The 13,264-nt window shown below is 50.1% G+C and carries 13 protein-coding genes; 4 read left to right on the forward strand and 9 right to left on the reverse strand.

Annotated features, from left to right (window positions below; genetic code table 11):
* Positions 1-75: 75 nt before the first annotated feature.
* Together recA and N24_RS10260 are read right to left on the reverse strand one after the other, a co-directional pair.
* Positions 76-1,194 (reverse strand): recombinase RecA, encoded by a 1,119-nt coding sequence (recA, locus tag N24_RS10255; RefSeq protein WP_096456663.1) that lies wholly within the window; start codon positions 1,192-1,194, stop codon positions 76-78.
* A gap of 271 nt (positions 1,195-1,465) precedes the next feature.
* On the reverse strand, positions 1,466-1,681 hold the full coding sequence (locus tag N24_RS10260) for a DUF3046 domain-containing protein (RefSeq protein WP_096460055.1): 216 nt from the start codon (positions 1,679-1,681) through the stop codon (positions 1,466-1,468).
* Between the two features lie 194 nt (positions 1,682-1,875).
* Between N24_RS10260 and bioY the strand changes: the two genes are divergently transcribed.
* From bioY to N24_RS10275, 3 genes are read left to right on the forward strand one after another with little or no spacing between them, the layout of a single operon-like run.
* Positions 1,876-2,481, forward strand: a complete 606-nt coding sequence (gene bioY, locus N24_RS10265) for a biotin transporter BioY (RefSeq protein WP_167382083.1) — start codon at positions 1,876-1,878, stop codon at positions 2,479-2,481.
* 32 nt (positions 2,482-2,513) lie between these two features.
* A complete protein-coding gene (locus N24_RS10270; RefSeq protein ID WP_096456667.1) occupies positions 2,514-3,206 on the forward strand; it encodes an energy-coupling factor ABC transporter ATP-binding protein in 693 nt (230 codons plus the stop codon).
* Entirely contained in the window at positions 3,203-3,814 is a 612-nt protein-coding gene (locus N24_RS10275) for an energy-coupling factor transporter transmembrane component T family protein (RefSeq protein WP_096456669.1), read from the forward strand. Before N24_RS10270 ends, N24_RS10275 begins: the two co-directional genes overlap by 4 nt.
* Positions 3,815-3,892: 78 nt before the next feature.
* Here the strand turns inward: N24_RS10275 and N24_RS10280 are convergent, their stop codons facing one another.
* From N24_RS10280 to pgsA, 4 genes are all read right to left on the reverse strand, one after another.
* Positions 3,893-4,723 (reverse strand): PspA/IM30 family protein, encoded by an 831-nt coding sequence (locus N24_RS10280; RefSeq protein WP_096456671.1) that lies wholly within the window; start codon positions 4,721-4,723, stop codon positions 3,893-3,895.
* 242 nt (positions 4,724-4,965) lie between these two features.
* On the reverse strand, positions 4,966-5,289 hold the full coding sequence (locus N24_RS10285; protein WP_096456673.1) for a helix-turn-helix domain-containing protein: 324 nt from the start codon (positions 5,287-5,289) through the stop codon (positions 4,966-4,968).
* Positions 5,290-5,346: 57 nt separating this feature from the next.
* Positions 5,347-5,853 (reverse strand): CinA family protein, encoded by a 507-nt coding sequence (locus tag N24_RS10290; protein WP_096456675.1) that lies wholly within the window; start codon positions 5,851-5,853, stop codon positions 5,347-5,349.
* A 3-nt stretch (positions 5,854-5,856) separates the two neighbouring features.
* Entirely contained in the window at positions 5,857-6,462 is a 606-nt protein-coding gene (gene pgsA / locus N24_RS10295) for a CDP-diacylglycerol--glycerol-3-phosphate 3-phosphatidyltransferase (RefSeq protein ID WP_167382084.1), read from the reverse strand.
* A 212-nt stretch (positions 6,463-6,674) separates the two neighbouring features.
* On the opposite strand from pgsA, the gene N24_RS10300 reads away from it, so the two are divergent.
* Positions 6,675-6,962 (forward strand): YciI family protein, encoded by a 288-nt coding sequence (locus N24_RS10300; RefSeq protein WP_096456679.1) that lies wholly within the window; start codon positions 6,675-6,677, stop codon positions 6,960-6,962.
* 163 nt (positions 6,963-7,125) lie between these two features.
* Here the strand turns inward: N24_RS10300 and N24_RS10305 are convergent, their stop codons facing one another.
* The 3 genes from N24_RS10305 to N24_RS10315 form a co-directional block, all read right to left on the reverse strand.
* Positions 7,126-8,271, reverse strand: a complete 1,146-nt coding sequence (locus tag N24_RS10305) for a TerC family protein (RefSeq protein ID WP_096456681.1) — start codon at positions 8,269-8,271, stop codon at positions 7,126-7,128.
* A 411-nt stretch (positions 8,272-8,682) separates the two neighbouring features.
* On the reverse strand, positions 8,683-11,535 hold the full coding sequence (locus tag N24_RS10310; protein WP_096456683.1) for an FtsK/SpoIIIE family DNA translocase: 2,853 nt from the start codon (positions 11,533-11,535) through the stop codon (positions 8,683-8,685).
* Between the two features lie 200 nt (positions 11,536-11,735).
* A complete protein-coding gene (locus N24_RS10315) occupies positions 11,736-12,371 on the reverse strand; it encodes a TIGR03085 family metal-binding protein (RefSeq protein WP_096456685.1) in 636 nt (211 codons plus the stop codon).
* Between the last annotated feature and the right edge of the window lie 893 nt (positions 12,372-13,264).

Consider the following 13,264-nt stretch of genomic DNA (forward strand, 5'->3'; position numbering starts at 1 on the left):
CCTTCACTTAAAAAAGCAGGAACAAGCCACCTGGTTTAAGTGTGTGGATTGTTCCTGCTTTGCTCAAACGAGTGCTTAGTCTTCGCCGTCTGCCTCATCATCGAAGTCAACGTTTGGCACAAGTTCTACTGGGTCATCAGTAAGTTCATCTGATACTGCAGCGTATTTACCCACTCCCAGCTTCTTGAAGATCTTGTCTTCGAGTTCATCAGTAAGATCAGGATTTTCCTTGAGGGAAAGACGAACCTTTTCTTTACCTTGTCCAAGCTGATCGCCTTCATAGGTAAACCATGAACCGGACTTCTTTACAATGCCGTTGTCTACAGCCAGGTCAATCACGGAGGATTCACGGGAAATGCCTTCGCCATACATGATGTCGAATTCAGCGATCTTAAACGGTGGAGACACCTTGTTCTTGACGACCTTCAAACGGGTGCGGTTACCAATGGCATCCTGCCCATCCTTCAATGTCTGGATTCGGCGAATATCACAACGAACAGATGCGTAGAATTTCAGAGCTTTACCACCGGTGGTGGTTTCTGGGGATCCGAACATCACGCCGATCTTTTCACGCAGCTGGTTAATAAAGATCGCGGTGGTGCCTGAGTTATACAGTGCGCCAGTCATCTTTCGAAGCGCCTGGCTCATCAGACGTGCTTGAAGACCGACATGGCTGTCACCCATTTCGCCTTCAATTTCAGCCTTTGGTGTCAGTGCTGCCACGGAGTCAATCACGATGATGTCGATTGCGCCGGAACGAACCAACATGTCAGCGATTTCCAATGCTTGCTCACCTGTATCTGGCTGTGACACCAACAGCGCATCAGTATCCACCCCCAGCTTGCGGGCATAATCTGGATCCAAAGCGTGCTCGGCGTCAATGAATGCAGCAATACCACCGGCTTTTTGCGCTTGAGCAATAGCGTGCAGCGCAACAGTGGTCTTACCTGATGATTCTGGGCCATAAACCTCAACGATTCGACCACGTGGGAACCCGCCAATTCCCAGTGCGATATCAATAGCTGTATTTCCCGATGAGATGGTTTGAATCGGTGGACGATTCTCATCACCTAGACGCATAACAGCGCCCTTACCGAAATCCTTTTCAATCAACGCTAGAGCGGCATCAAGTGCCTTCTGGCGGTCATCACCTTTAACAGCACTCGCTTTTGATGTTGTCTTCTTTGCAGCCATTTTAATTCCTCTTAATTTTTAATCGTTGGGTGGATGAAAATTCCTACGGTTGCATCACTTCAGCGCTGATGAATCCAGCACCGTAGTAATACCCCCTACTTAGTTAGACTTGAAGTTTCCGGATTTGGATCCCGATTTTTCCGTATTTTCATCTGTTCTTTAGTTGATGCCCGTTACTGTAGTTGAACCCTGAGACATAACCTGTTTAAAAAGCAGTATACACGCACAACTGTTCGAAATTCGAATTTTATCGGGTTGGACTTCAACCCCATTAAAACCGAGGCTCATCCCTACCTAGTCGACGCTCCTCGGGGACACTGAAATCAATGCACAATTGTTCCCATACATCACGCAGATCAACCCCAGTATCCACCGCAATATCTGCAGTTACACCCAGAGCACCAATCACGTGCGAGTGTGCAATCCATTCCCCTTTGGCTTCGCCGAATTCATCTTCAACGAGTTGTCGAAACTCCGATAAACGCATGGAGACGATAATACAGTGCATATGAGTCAGTGGACATCTTCCATCAACGCTTTCAAATTCGAACGTCGCCGCATATTCCTGGTACCACAACCCATCTCGACCAATACTAAAAGCCACCAAACAATAACCCAGGTGAACGCTGTTCAAAACCGTAGACTTGCTTGTTGAACACTGTTCAGGTGTATGATTCTTCCATGCCTACATCCTCTACTCCTGCAGCTGTGACACCACAGAAGAAGCAGTCTTCACGCAAACAACTTCAAGACGTCGCGCTGATTGCGGTTTTTGCAGCACTGATCATTGTGCTTGCATTTGTCTCCATTCCCGTCGGCACAGCAGGTGTGCCCATTGTTTTACAAAACGCATCCATCGTATTGGCAGGTTTAGTCCTTGGCGGTCGTCGTGGTTTCCTCACCGCCCTGTTGTTTTTGGCACTGGGATTAATTGGCCTACCTGTCCTCGCAGGTGGACGCACCACCTTGGCTGCCCTCGCGGGACCTACAGCCGGTTACATTGTGGGTTACCTTATTTCACCACTTGTCGCAGGCCTTATCGCCTATCTAGCACCTAAAAAGCGTGGCGCAGGAATGTTCATCGTCTTGGGTCTTGCTGGTATCGCAGGTCTAATCACCCAATACGCCAGTGGCATCGTGGGTCTTGTGCTTCGCGCAGGTCTAAGCTTTAGTGAAGCAACACTCGCCCAAGGAGCCTTTGTGCTGCCAGACTTGGCCAAGATCGCAGTCATGATTGTGATCGCCGCCGGAGTTCATGTGGCATTCCCTGATATCCGTAAGAAATAGATTCATCCCATTTTTCCTAAGAATTGCAGTTCATGTCCGAGATCATTTTTGACAACACCGAAGTACGCTACGATGACACGATCGTCTTAGAGCCTCTATCGTTAAGGCTGACTGAACAACGCATTGGCGTGATCGGGGCAAATGGCGGTGGAAAATCTACGCTCATCAGAATGATCAATGGTCTCGGTGAACCAACCACAGGGCGTGTTCTGGTTGATGGCCTTGATGTGGCACGTTCGGGACGGGACGTACGAAAAAAGGTTGGTTTTGTCTTCTCAGATGCTGAAAACCAGATCGTGATGCCCACTGTGCGTGAAGATATTGCTTTTTCTTTACGCCGACACAAAATGCCACGCGCTGAAAAAGCACACCGCGTTGATGAGATGATGGCGCGGTTTAACTTAAGCGACCACGCCGATCAATCACCACACACCCTATCCGGTGGTCAAAAGCAGCTATTGGCTCTGGCAGCCGTATTGATTCTAGAACCCGAAGTAATCATCGCGGACGAGCCCACTACCCTGCTTGATCTGCGCAATAGGCTGGTGATCAAAGAGGTGTTTAGCAAGCTCGAACAACAATTGATTGTCGTGAGCCATGACTTGGATTTCCTTAGTGATTTCGAGCGAGTTATTTGCATCGACGATCATAAGATCGCGGCCGATGGTCTCCCTCAGGAAGTCATGGATTTTTATGTTTCACTCATGAGGGAACCTGCGAAATGAACAGTATTCCTTTAGGTTTTTACGTCGACAAGCAAACCGTCGTTCATTCTTTTCCTGCCTTGTGGAAATTCCCTGTCCTGCTTATTTTCATCATCGGTGGTTCGATTGCAGCATCCACCCCGATTCATGGGCTGATTTTGGTGGGAATTGCTGTGGTGTTTTATGTCCTGGCAAAAATTCCGCTGAAAGTCGCATGGGATCAGTGTTGGCCGGTGCTGCCGATTTTGCTTCTGCTTGGCGCATTTCAGTGGTGGCAGCGCGGTTTTGATTTCGCAGCAACCACGGTTCTCACGCTGTTTTCTGCGGTGATGGCTGCCATGTTGCTGACACTGACTACCCGACTTGAGGCGCTGATGGATGCCGTTGAGCGGATGTTGCAGCCATTTTCACGTTTTGGGCTACCGGTTGAAACCATCACGCTTGCAATCTCTTTAACAATTCGGCTTATTCCACTACAGCTTGCGACAGTTAGGGAAGTTCTTGATGCTCGTAAAGCTCGCGGAGCTGGATTTTCCATTGCAGCATTCGGAACACCAGTGTTAATCAGATCAATTAAACGGGCACGCAATATCGGCGATGCGCTTCTAGCCCGTGGCGCTGGGGATTAACTTTTTACATAGCAAACACAAAGCGGGGCTCGTACTTTTTTAAGAAAGTACGAGCCCCGCTTTTAGTTGCTTAACAGTTTAAGCCTCGCCGCGTAGTTCACGCATGCGCTGTGCCACAGCATCATCGGTGACGTTAGTTTCTGCTGCTGGAGCTTCAATGGACTCCTGCTTGTTTCCGGCGGTCAAGGAACCTCCAGCCATCTCAGCACGAATCTGCTCTAGTCGGGAGTGACCTGCAAGCTGAACACCTGCCTGCTCAACTTCAGCCATGCGACCCTGAACAGAGTTCTGAGCAAGCTCAGCCTGTCCAAGAGCATTTGCGTAACGACGCTCGATCTTCTCACGAACCTGATCCAGGTTAGGAGTGCTGCCGGAGGTCAAAGAATCCATAGACTTCAAGGACTCGGAGACCTTCTCCTGCATCTTGGCTTGCTCCAGCTGGCTCAGCAGCTTGGTGCGCTCTGCCACCTTCTGCTGCAACGCCATGGAGTTGCGCTCGACGGCCTTCTTTGCCTGATCAGCCTGCTGCAAAGCCTGATCATGCAGCTGCTTGGTATCTTCTACGGATTGCTCTGCAGTAACAAGTTGTGCTGCAAATGCTTCAGCTGCATTTTCGTACTCTGTAGCCTTCTGAGCATCGCCTTCAGAACGAGCCTTATCAGCCAACTGGATAGCCTGACGAGTATTGCCCTGCAGCTTCTCGATCTCAGCCAAGCGACGGTTCAGCTGCATCTCAAGCTGACGCTGGTTACCGATAACAGCAGCTGCCTGCTGGGAGAGCTCCTGATGCTGGCGCTGGGCATCTTCGATGGCCTGCTGGATCTGCACCTTTGGATCCGCGTTCTCCTCAATCTTGGAGTCGAACAACGCCATCAGGTACTTCCACGCCTTGGAAAATGGATTAGCCATGTTGAAAAGTGAGCCTTCCTAAATATCTGAAACAGGTAATTCCGCTGTGTTCACTAAAGTATTCATTTATACGATCAATATTCTTTGACGCTTCGTATTCCGGCGCAACCGCCTTCATACGTTGAGGATTTTAACGAAAAGAAGTTAGCGCAACCTCGACGCCGTCCATATTAGCGCCATAAGGGAAACAATGGGCGTCGAAAAGCATTCTTTTAATGCTTTTCACCTCCAAAGATTTCCCACTAGACGCGAGCGAGGTCTTCCTGCGCCTGTTGCAATGCCATGGAGCCTGCGGCTTCAATCAACACATCCGCAACACTGGCACCCAACGCGTGGCACACTGATGCAAGAAGCTCAGACGATACCTCTTTACGTCCACGCTCCAGCTCGGAGAGGTACCCGGGGGAAACACGTGATGCTTCTGCAAGCTCACGCAAAGTAACGCCCTTATCAGCACGGAAGGAGCGCAGTGCTGCACCGAGTGCTTCACGAAGAAGTGGCTCGGGAGCTTTCCGTGGGGCTGCTTCTGAAATCGGCTTATCTAGAAGGGTTGTATATGTAACCATCGTTAGGTTCAACTCCCTTTCCCTTAAATTTGTTCCCAGTTTACCTAGAAACTTGAGTCAGTGTGACTCAATGTAATCAATCAGCAGGCGAAAGCTTTGCTGTACAGCAGATTCTCTGATGTGGTGTCGTCCCAATTCAGCCAATATTACCTGTTGTTTACCTTCAAACGCACGATACGTCTCAATTGTTCCCGCATCCGGTCCAGCCAGCCCAATCCACACTTCACCAACGGCATGCCCATCTTGCCCACTGGGACCTGCGACCCCAGTTAAAGAGATCGCCCAATCAGACCGACAACGTGTGGCTGCCCCCTGTGCCATCGCCGCGGCGCATTGAGGGGAAACCACGCCGTGCGCGTCGATAAGCTCTTGAGACACACCTGCAAGTTCAACTTTTAGTTCGGTAGCATATGTAACCAATCCGCCTTTAAGAACTGCAGATGCCCCTGGAACTTCTGCGATTGTCGCGCTGGCAAGACCTGCGGTTAAAGATTCACAAAACGCCACAGTTTCGCCGCGGCGCTTAAGCAGCTCGACCACCTGGCTCGCCAAATTTTCCGACATCAGCTAGCTTTCCGCTGGCTTTCGTGAATCCACCAAATACTGAATACCGGTAACAACCGTGACGATCAGGGCCGCATACATAACGATCTCGCTTGGAATATCCATCCAGCTGGGGAAAGGACACAGATAAAGCGCAACTGCAAGAGTTTGCAAAGCTGTTTTTAGTTTTCCTCCACGTGATGCTGGCACCACATTTCCTGAACGCAGCTGGAAAAAACGCCAGATTGTGATACCGAATTCACGCAACACAATTAAGGCGGTGACCCACCACGGCAAAATGCCGATGATATTGAAGCAGACAAAAGCGGTTGTCATCAGTGCTTTATCTGCAATCGGGTCTGCAATTTTCCCGAAATCAGTGACAATTCCTCGGGCCCTGGCAATATCACCGTCCAACTTGTCAGTAATCATTAGCAAGATGAAAACAACTAGCGCCCACCAGGCAAAAGCATTGTTTTCTATTTGTCCTTCAAGCGTTAACCACGCGAACAAAGGGATAACAATGATGCGCAAGCTGGTTAAGAAATTGGGGAGGTTCCAGTTGGAAGGCTTGACCGCTTGGTTGCTTGAATCTTGTGCGCCATTTACGCCTGCTGATACATCACTCACGGTATTCCACCCTACCTGCACCCAATTTGAGGGATACGACTAGTAATGAGTTCTTGAAAGGAATTCGGGTCAAAGGTTCTTCTTAAACGTCTTGTTTAGCGTCTACTCTATTCCTAAAACTTCTGTTTCGGGCAACCAGTTTCATGGTAGATCAGAATTAAACTGAGATAATTCCGGCCGATAACCAGAAACAACGCCTAAACTTATCTGTCATGACTTATTTTGCCGTTCTCTACAGTTACAACCCCGACAGCGAAAAGATCGCAGAGGTCCGTCCCGTCCACCGTGAGTTCATTGCCACCCTGCATGAAGAAGGCAAGATTATCGGATCCGGCCCCTTCGTCGATGGTGAAGGCGGCGCTCTGATCGTTATTAGGTTGCCGGAAGGATCCAATTTGGCTGATGCGGAAACCTTGATGAATCAAGATCCATTCCACATGCAGAATGTTTTAGATCGCCGTGTTATTCGCACGTGGAATCCTGTGACTAAGGATTTCTAAGGCCAAGACGGCTGCAGAAAGCTTCTGACTTAAAGTTCGAATGAAAAAGGTCGGTGCTGCTAATTGATATCAATTAACAGCACCGACCCTTTTAATGTGCAGCTACCTAATTAATCGGGGCAACTTTTCTTCTATGATCTCGCAACCCGACCAATCCGCAATACTATTTTTTCTCAGCGGCATTTCCTTCAGCCGCAGAACCTTTAGTGGCGATACCTTCAGGTGAAGAATTTGTCACGGAAGCTTCTGATTCCTCGCCAGTCTCCCAGCTGTCACCCTGATGCTTTGCGGTATTCCACTTCGGAGGGATACCGCCCTGGTTTTCATCACGCTTGTTCTTAATAACGGATGCAACAACAGTAATGACCAAGACACCAACGATGAAGACGAGGGAGAACACCGTAGGCACTTCAGGGACACTCACTGCTTCGCCACCATTGATAAAGGGCAGTTTGTTCTCGTGCAGTGCGTGCAGTCCAAGCTTTGCACCAATGAACAGCAAGATAAGACCCAGGCCATAAGGCAAGTACACAAGACGATCAAGCAGGCCATCAAGCAAGAAGTACATTTGGCGAAGACCCAGAAGAGCAAAGGCGTTGGTGGTGAACACAATATATGGCTCAGTGGTAATACCGTAGATTGCTGGGATGGAGTCCAAGGCGAACATCAGGTCGACCATGCCAATGGAAACCAAAGCAACAAACAGTGGAGTCAGGTGAAGCTTGCCGCCAGCACGGTGGGTGAGCTTATCGCTGTGGTATCCCTCGGTAACCGGAATGACCTTACGCAGAGCCTTAATGATGAACATATCGTTAGGATCAGTCTCTGGGGTGTCACGGATTTCATCCCACAGCAGCTTCACTGCGGTGTAGATCAACCAGATTGAGAAGATGTAGAAAACATCGGACCATGCTTCAATGACCGCTGCACCCAGCAAAATAAATGCGAGGCGGAAGATCAGTGCCAATGCGATACCAATCAGAAGGACCTTCTGCTGGTACTTGCGGGGAATCTTGAAAGCTCCCATGATGAGGGCGAAGATGAAGAGGTTATCAACACTCAGTGCCTTCTCGGTGACATAACCTGTGAAGAATTCAATGCCGTGTTGGTGTGGGTTTCCTGGTTCTCCCCACACAAACCAAAGGAAGACGCCGAAAACGCAGGCTAGAGCTACGTAGAAAAGACTCCACAATGCTGATTCTTTGATTGTGGGCTCATGTGGGGTGCGAACGTGAGAGTAAAAATCAAAGATGAAGAAGCCGGCAATCACCGCAATCGTGATTAGCCAGGTGACTAAGTTTACTTCCATGACAAAAAGAACCTCCGGTTCTTGGTTAGACAATTTAAGAACCGGAGGTCTCCCCCACCCTTGCTTTAAAAAACAAAATGGGCCAGTGTGACCGGGAAATCGCAACCTAAGACAAATACGTCTTAAATTTTTCCGTGTTGACGATCAACGCTGCTTGTGGGGTACTCCCCTCCAATACCGGAAAACTATAACCCAAATGGTTTCTAATAGCCACCCCGGGGCCACGGATTGTTGCGAAACAGTTTCTCAATCCGCGGGATAAGCAGCTCAGCCCGCGGGATAAGCAGCTCAGCCCGCAGGATAAGCAGCGCAGCAACCCACGCCACAACCGGCAATGACCGGGCATCTTCACAAACTGCAGAAAATCATCCGCAGCCTGATAGATACCCGGTCATTTAAAAACTAGAAACTTTAGAAAACCCCTTTGGAGGGATCTGCTTGTACCACGGTGGTATCTGAGGCAGCTTCTTCGGTTTCAGCCTGGCTGTCGTCTTCCCATGATTCTTCCTTGGGTGCGTCTGCTGGGTCTGCACCTTTAAGCATCCACAGGATGGTTTCTAGCTCTTCAGGTTTGACCAGAACCTCACGCGCCTTGGATCCTTCAGAAGGTCCAACTACGCCGCGGGTTTCCATCAAGTCCATCAAGCGACCAGCCTTGGCAAAACCAATGCGAAGTTTTCGCTGAAGCATTGAGGTGGATCCCATCTGAGAGGTCACCACCAGCTCAACTGCTTCAAGAAGATCTTCTAAGTCGTTTCCGATATCAGCATCAATCTTCTTGGCTTCAGAGGCCTTTTCTTCTGTAACACCCTCGGTGTATTCAGGTTGGCGCTGGGCCTTGGCCATATCCACGACGGCTTGGATTTCTTCGTCGGTAACAAAGGCACCCTGAATGCGTTGTGGTTTTCCGGCACCTTGAGGGATAAACAATGCATCGCCCATACCGATTAGTTTCTCTGCACCACCTTGGTCCAAGATAACCCGGGAGTCAGTCAAGGATGAGGTTGCAAACGCTAGTCGAGATGGAACGTTGGTCTTGATCAAACCTGTAACAACATCTACCGATGGTCGCTGGGTTGCAAGTACTAAGTGAATACCAGCAGCACGCGCCTTCTGGGTGATTCGCACGATGGATTCTTCAATTTCCTTCGGCGCAGTCATCATAAGGTCGGCAAGCTCGTCAACCACACACACGATGTATGGATAGGCACGATATTCACGCTTGGATCCAGGCGGGGTTTCAATCTCACCAGATTTGATCTTGCGGTTGAAGTCCTTGATGTGGCGCACACGGGTTTGCTTCATGTCCATGTAGCGCTGTTCCATCTCTTCAACCAACCACTGCAATGCCGCTGCGGCTTTCTTAGGCTGAGTGATGATCGGGGTAATCAGGTGTGGAATGCCTTCATAAGGTGTGAGTTCCACCATCTTTGGATCCACCAGAATCAGGCGAACTTCTTCCGGACGTGCTCGAGTCAGCAGTGACACCAACAGCGAGTTCACAAATGCCGACTTACCGGAACCGGTAGAACCTGCAACCAACAAGTGAGGCATCTTCTGCACAGAGTAAGACACGAAGTCACCTTCGATATCCTTACCCAAACCAATCAGCATGGAATCTTTATTGTCCACGGTGGCTGGCGCATTGAGAACGTCACCGAGTCGAACCATCTCACGATCAGAGTTTGGCACCTCAATACCAACTGCAGATTTGCCAGGAATTGGAGTCAGAAGACGCACATTTTCAGTAGCAACAGCGTAGGCAATATTGGACTGAAGGTTAGTGATCTTAGAAACCTTCACGCCAGGCCCCAATTCAATCTCGTAACGAGTCACTGTAGGTCCGCGAGAGAATCCGGTGACAGTCGCATTGACATTGAATTCGGTAAAGACATCAGTAATCGCCTCAATGATGCGATCGTTTGTCTCTGAGTGCTGCTTGGAAGGCTCACCTGGGATCAACAAATTAGCACTGGGGAGTTCATAGGAACTATCACCATCGCTGACAACCTCAACAGGTGCCGCGGGGGTCGGAGCAGGCGCAGCAGCAGGCTTCTTCTCCACGACCGGATCCTTACCCGATCGCGCGAGAATCGCCTGGCGCATGCTTTCCCTCGATGCTGCAACCGCATCAGGCGCCGGCTTTAGATCCACATCAGTTACCGCTGGGAACTCATCGGTTTCGCTAACGCTTGGCTTCTTCAAGATGCTTGTCGACGCCTCCCTCTGCTCCACTGGCGGCTGCACAGGGGCTTGGGGCTTAGGCTCCTCCACCGGATACTTATCCAGCGACGCCGCCGGGCGGCGCGCTGGAGCTGGTGTCACAGGAGGTGGGGTGCGTCGAGGTGCAGGCTTAGGTAGAGACCTGCTTGGAGTCCTACTTGGTGTCCTTCCACTAGCCCTAGATTCCAACTCTCGTTCTACGTGACCGTATAGGTCATCGTCTTCGTCATCGTAATCATCGTCATCTCGATCAAAACCACCGAATCCAAAGAAGCCGCCCACGAACTCAATAAATTCACGGATGGAAATACCTGTGGTTTTCAGCGCTCCCCAAAACAGCAAAAGCAGCAAAATCGGTATAGCCAAATATACTGAGAAACCAATTTCTAACGGCGTGCCAATCCAGGCGCCAATCGCTCCACCAGCAGTTTTGCGGCCTTCCCATTCAGCGGGGTTGCCAGCAAAAAGATGAATCAAAGCCAGCATGCACACGATGATCACAGCCACACCGACCACGACCCGCCCTTGAGCTTGTCGCTCGGGGGTGTATCGAAGCATCAAAGCTATCGCTCCACCGATGAGTCCGACGGGCAAAATCCAGGCACCGGCACCGATGGCTAGGTGAACGATGTCGGCGATAAAGTTACCGATCGGCCCACCGATTCCAAGCCACACTGCCGCACCAAGAACAATCGCCACGCCAATCAGGCTTAAGGCAACGCCATCGGCGTGTTCGTCAATATAGGCAGATGCTCTCCTGCCTGATTGCTCTTCGAAATCCTCGTCAAACTCTACTTCAGGTTCAGGCGTTTTACTCCGCGATTTTCGTGCAGCGGGTTTCGTTGCCATCTCCTCCTCAAAATCATCAAAATCGTCGATTGCATCTTCACCGCGGCGACGACCAAGATCACCAATGGAACGAGTCATCTTACCCAGGCCACTTGCCGTGGCACCAAACAAAGTTCCGATTCCTGAACCAACAGCACGAAACGCACTGCCGGTTCGCTCTTCGGAGGTATCAGCAGCGCGCCGTGCAGTCATCGATGTTGTAAACACAGCGGTATCGGCCCGGCCACCTCGCGATGAACCGGTCGATGGTTTACTCCGCCGAGTCGTCGAGGTGGTTTTTGACCCCGTCGATCTTCCCCGCTTGGGTGCGCCGTTTCTGACAGTCATGGCCCTAACTCTAGTCCCTTAAACAACTCTATTCACAGAAGCACCACGCACTTCGGTCAAATTTTCTATAAACTTCCCCGAACAACACCATCTTGGTTGCCTTCAAAGGTCAATTTCACGATGTCGCGCCCCGACAACCACAACAGCAGCTCCCCTACCCCACCGCTGATTCGGCACACATTTTCACCATCTGCCGAAACACCTCGACCTTCATGCAGCACAATTCGCGGAAAACCTTTCGGCACAAGAACCACAGGCCGAGGAGACTTGATCATTCGTGGCGCAAGCAACTTGAGCAGCCGATGCAGCTCTTTTCCATGTTCATGATCTAACGGGCGAACTTCTACCTCATCCGCTGAATTCAACGCACCGCGAAGCACATCTTCATGATGAATAAAATGCTCCATGCTGTTTCCCAAAGAATCAAGGACACGCCATGGATTCAACCCCTGCGGTCCAGCAGCCCATGCTTGCACTATTTCTTCATAAGGACGATCGAGCGCTTCATCGAACTGTGCTTTAGCAGGATCTTGTTTTCCAGGAAGCAGCGAACGTAGGGCCGCACCGGGCTTTTGCTCACGAACATACAGGTGCGCAGCCAACTCTTTGGTGGTCCAGTCCCCACATAGAGTTGGAGCATCAGGACCTTTTTCCAATAGTGTTTCTTTAAGTGCCACGCGTTCAGTTTGTGCAAGATTCATGCAACCAAGACTAGAGCAAAGGCATCAATCGGTGTCCGAAACGCCTTAGAAGCGATTCTTGAAGATCACTTTTCTAAACTTCTTTTTTCATTTTTTACTCACCGCTAAACCAGGTGACTAAGCTTGCATATCATTAACTCGGCAAACCCGACTCACGCGCTGTTGATTACGGCGCCAATCTGGTCTCTTTTTGCTTGCACCAAACATAGGTGACAAGATTCTCGATTTTCACGAATCCTTGGCACGCCTGTCCGGTTTAGCCGGTTTAGCGCAGAATAAACCAAACATACGTGCCAAAATTTTGCAATTTCTAGATTTCTGGTCACGTATGTTTGGACTGGTGTGGGTGATGGAAATTTTGGTGGCTGACCCTAAAAATCTTAAGGCTTCAAAATCGCTTCTACGGGCTTTTCATAGCTCCCCCTACACCATTGCTCTTCGCAGATTTTCGACGCCTTAAAACGCCTCTGAACGCCTATCGCTTGTTTAAGGCCTCGGATTTTTCTGGATGAGCTTATGTATGCGCTTGACCTTGAAAACCCGCTAGAAGCGCTTCTGGGGAGGTATGACTTTTCAGGTGTCGCACCAAAATGTGAGGGCGACCAGACCAGGAGACCCAGAATCTTCAAAAACTTAAATGGTGGGTCTCTGTGTTTGGTATTGACGGCGATCCACCAAACCAGGAGACCCACAAACGTCAAAAACGTGATTTCTGGGTCTCCTAGTTTGGTCCTATGCAGCCAAGCACACGATCACCTAAATCCACTCAGGGCAAACAGTTATTTCGGCACTAATTTGACCCAGGTCAGGACTGATGTCTAAGGGTTTGGTCGTGTAGTTGCGCAGCACCGACAGCTAGTGCCGAAAGGTGCGTGCAAACGCGTGGAGCCCAC

The organism is Corynebacterium suranareeae, assembly GCF_002355155.1.
Classification (GTDB): Bacteria; Actinomycetota; Actinomycetes; order Mycobacteriales; family Mycobacteriaceae; genus Corynebacterium; species Corynebacterium suranareeae.

What these genes read in the sequence shown, in the direction of transcription:
- N24_RS10270 (WP_096456667.1), top strand. Translation starts at nt 2,514, where the DNA reads ATGTCCGAGATCATTTTTGACAACACCGAAGTACGCTACGATGACACG.
- N24_RS10275 (WP_096456669.1), top strand. Translation starts at nt 3,203, where the DNA reads ATGAACAGTATTCCTTTAGGTTTTTACGTCGACAAGCAAACCGTCGTT.
- recA (WP_096456663.1), bottom strand. Translation starts at nt 1,194, where the DNA reads ATGGCTGCAAAGAAGACAACATCAAAAGCGAGTGCTGTTAAAGGTGAT.
- N24_RS10305 (WP_096456681.1), bottom strand. Translation starts at nt 8,271, where the DNA reads ATGGAAGTAAACTTAGTCACCTGGCTAATCACGATTGCGGTGATTGCC.
- N24_RS10285 (WP_096456673.1), bottom strand. Translation starts at nt 5,289, where the DNA reads ATGGTTACATATACAACCCTTCTAGATAAGCCGATTTCAGAAGCAGCC.
- N24_RS10260 (WP_096460055.1), bottom strand. Translation starts at nt 1,681, where the DNA reads ATGCGTTTATCGGAGTTTCGACAACTCGTTGAAGATGAATTCGGCGAA.
- N24_RS10300 (WP_096456679.1), top strand. Translation starts at nt 6,675, where the DNA reads ATGACTTATTTTGCCGTTCTCTACAGTTACAACCCCGACAGCGAAAAG.
- bioY (WP_167382083.1), top strand. Translation starts at nt 1,876, where the DNA reads ATGCCTACATCCTCTACTCCTGCAGCTGTGACACCACAGAAGAAGCAG.
- N24_RS10290 (WP_096456675.1), bottom strand. Translation starts at nt 5,853, where the DNA reads ATGTCGGAAAATTTGGCGAGCCAGGTGGTCGAGCTGCTTAAGCGCCGC.
- N24_RS10280 (WP_096456671.1), bottom strand. Translation starts at nt 4,723, where the DNA reads ATGGCTAATCCATTTTCCAAGGCGTGGAAGTACCTGATGGCGTTGTTC.
- N24_RS10315 (WP_096456685.1), bottom strand. Translation starts at nt 12,371, where the DNA reads ATGAATCTTGCACAAACTGAACGCGTGGCACTTAAAGAAACACTATTG.
- N24_RS10310 (WP_096456683.1), bottom strand. Translation starts at nt 11,535, where the DNA reads ATGACTGCACGGCGCGCTGCTGATACCTCCGAAGAGCGAACCGGCAGT.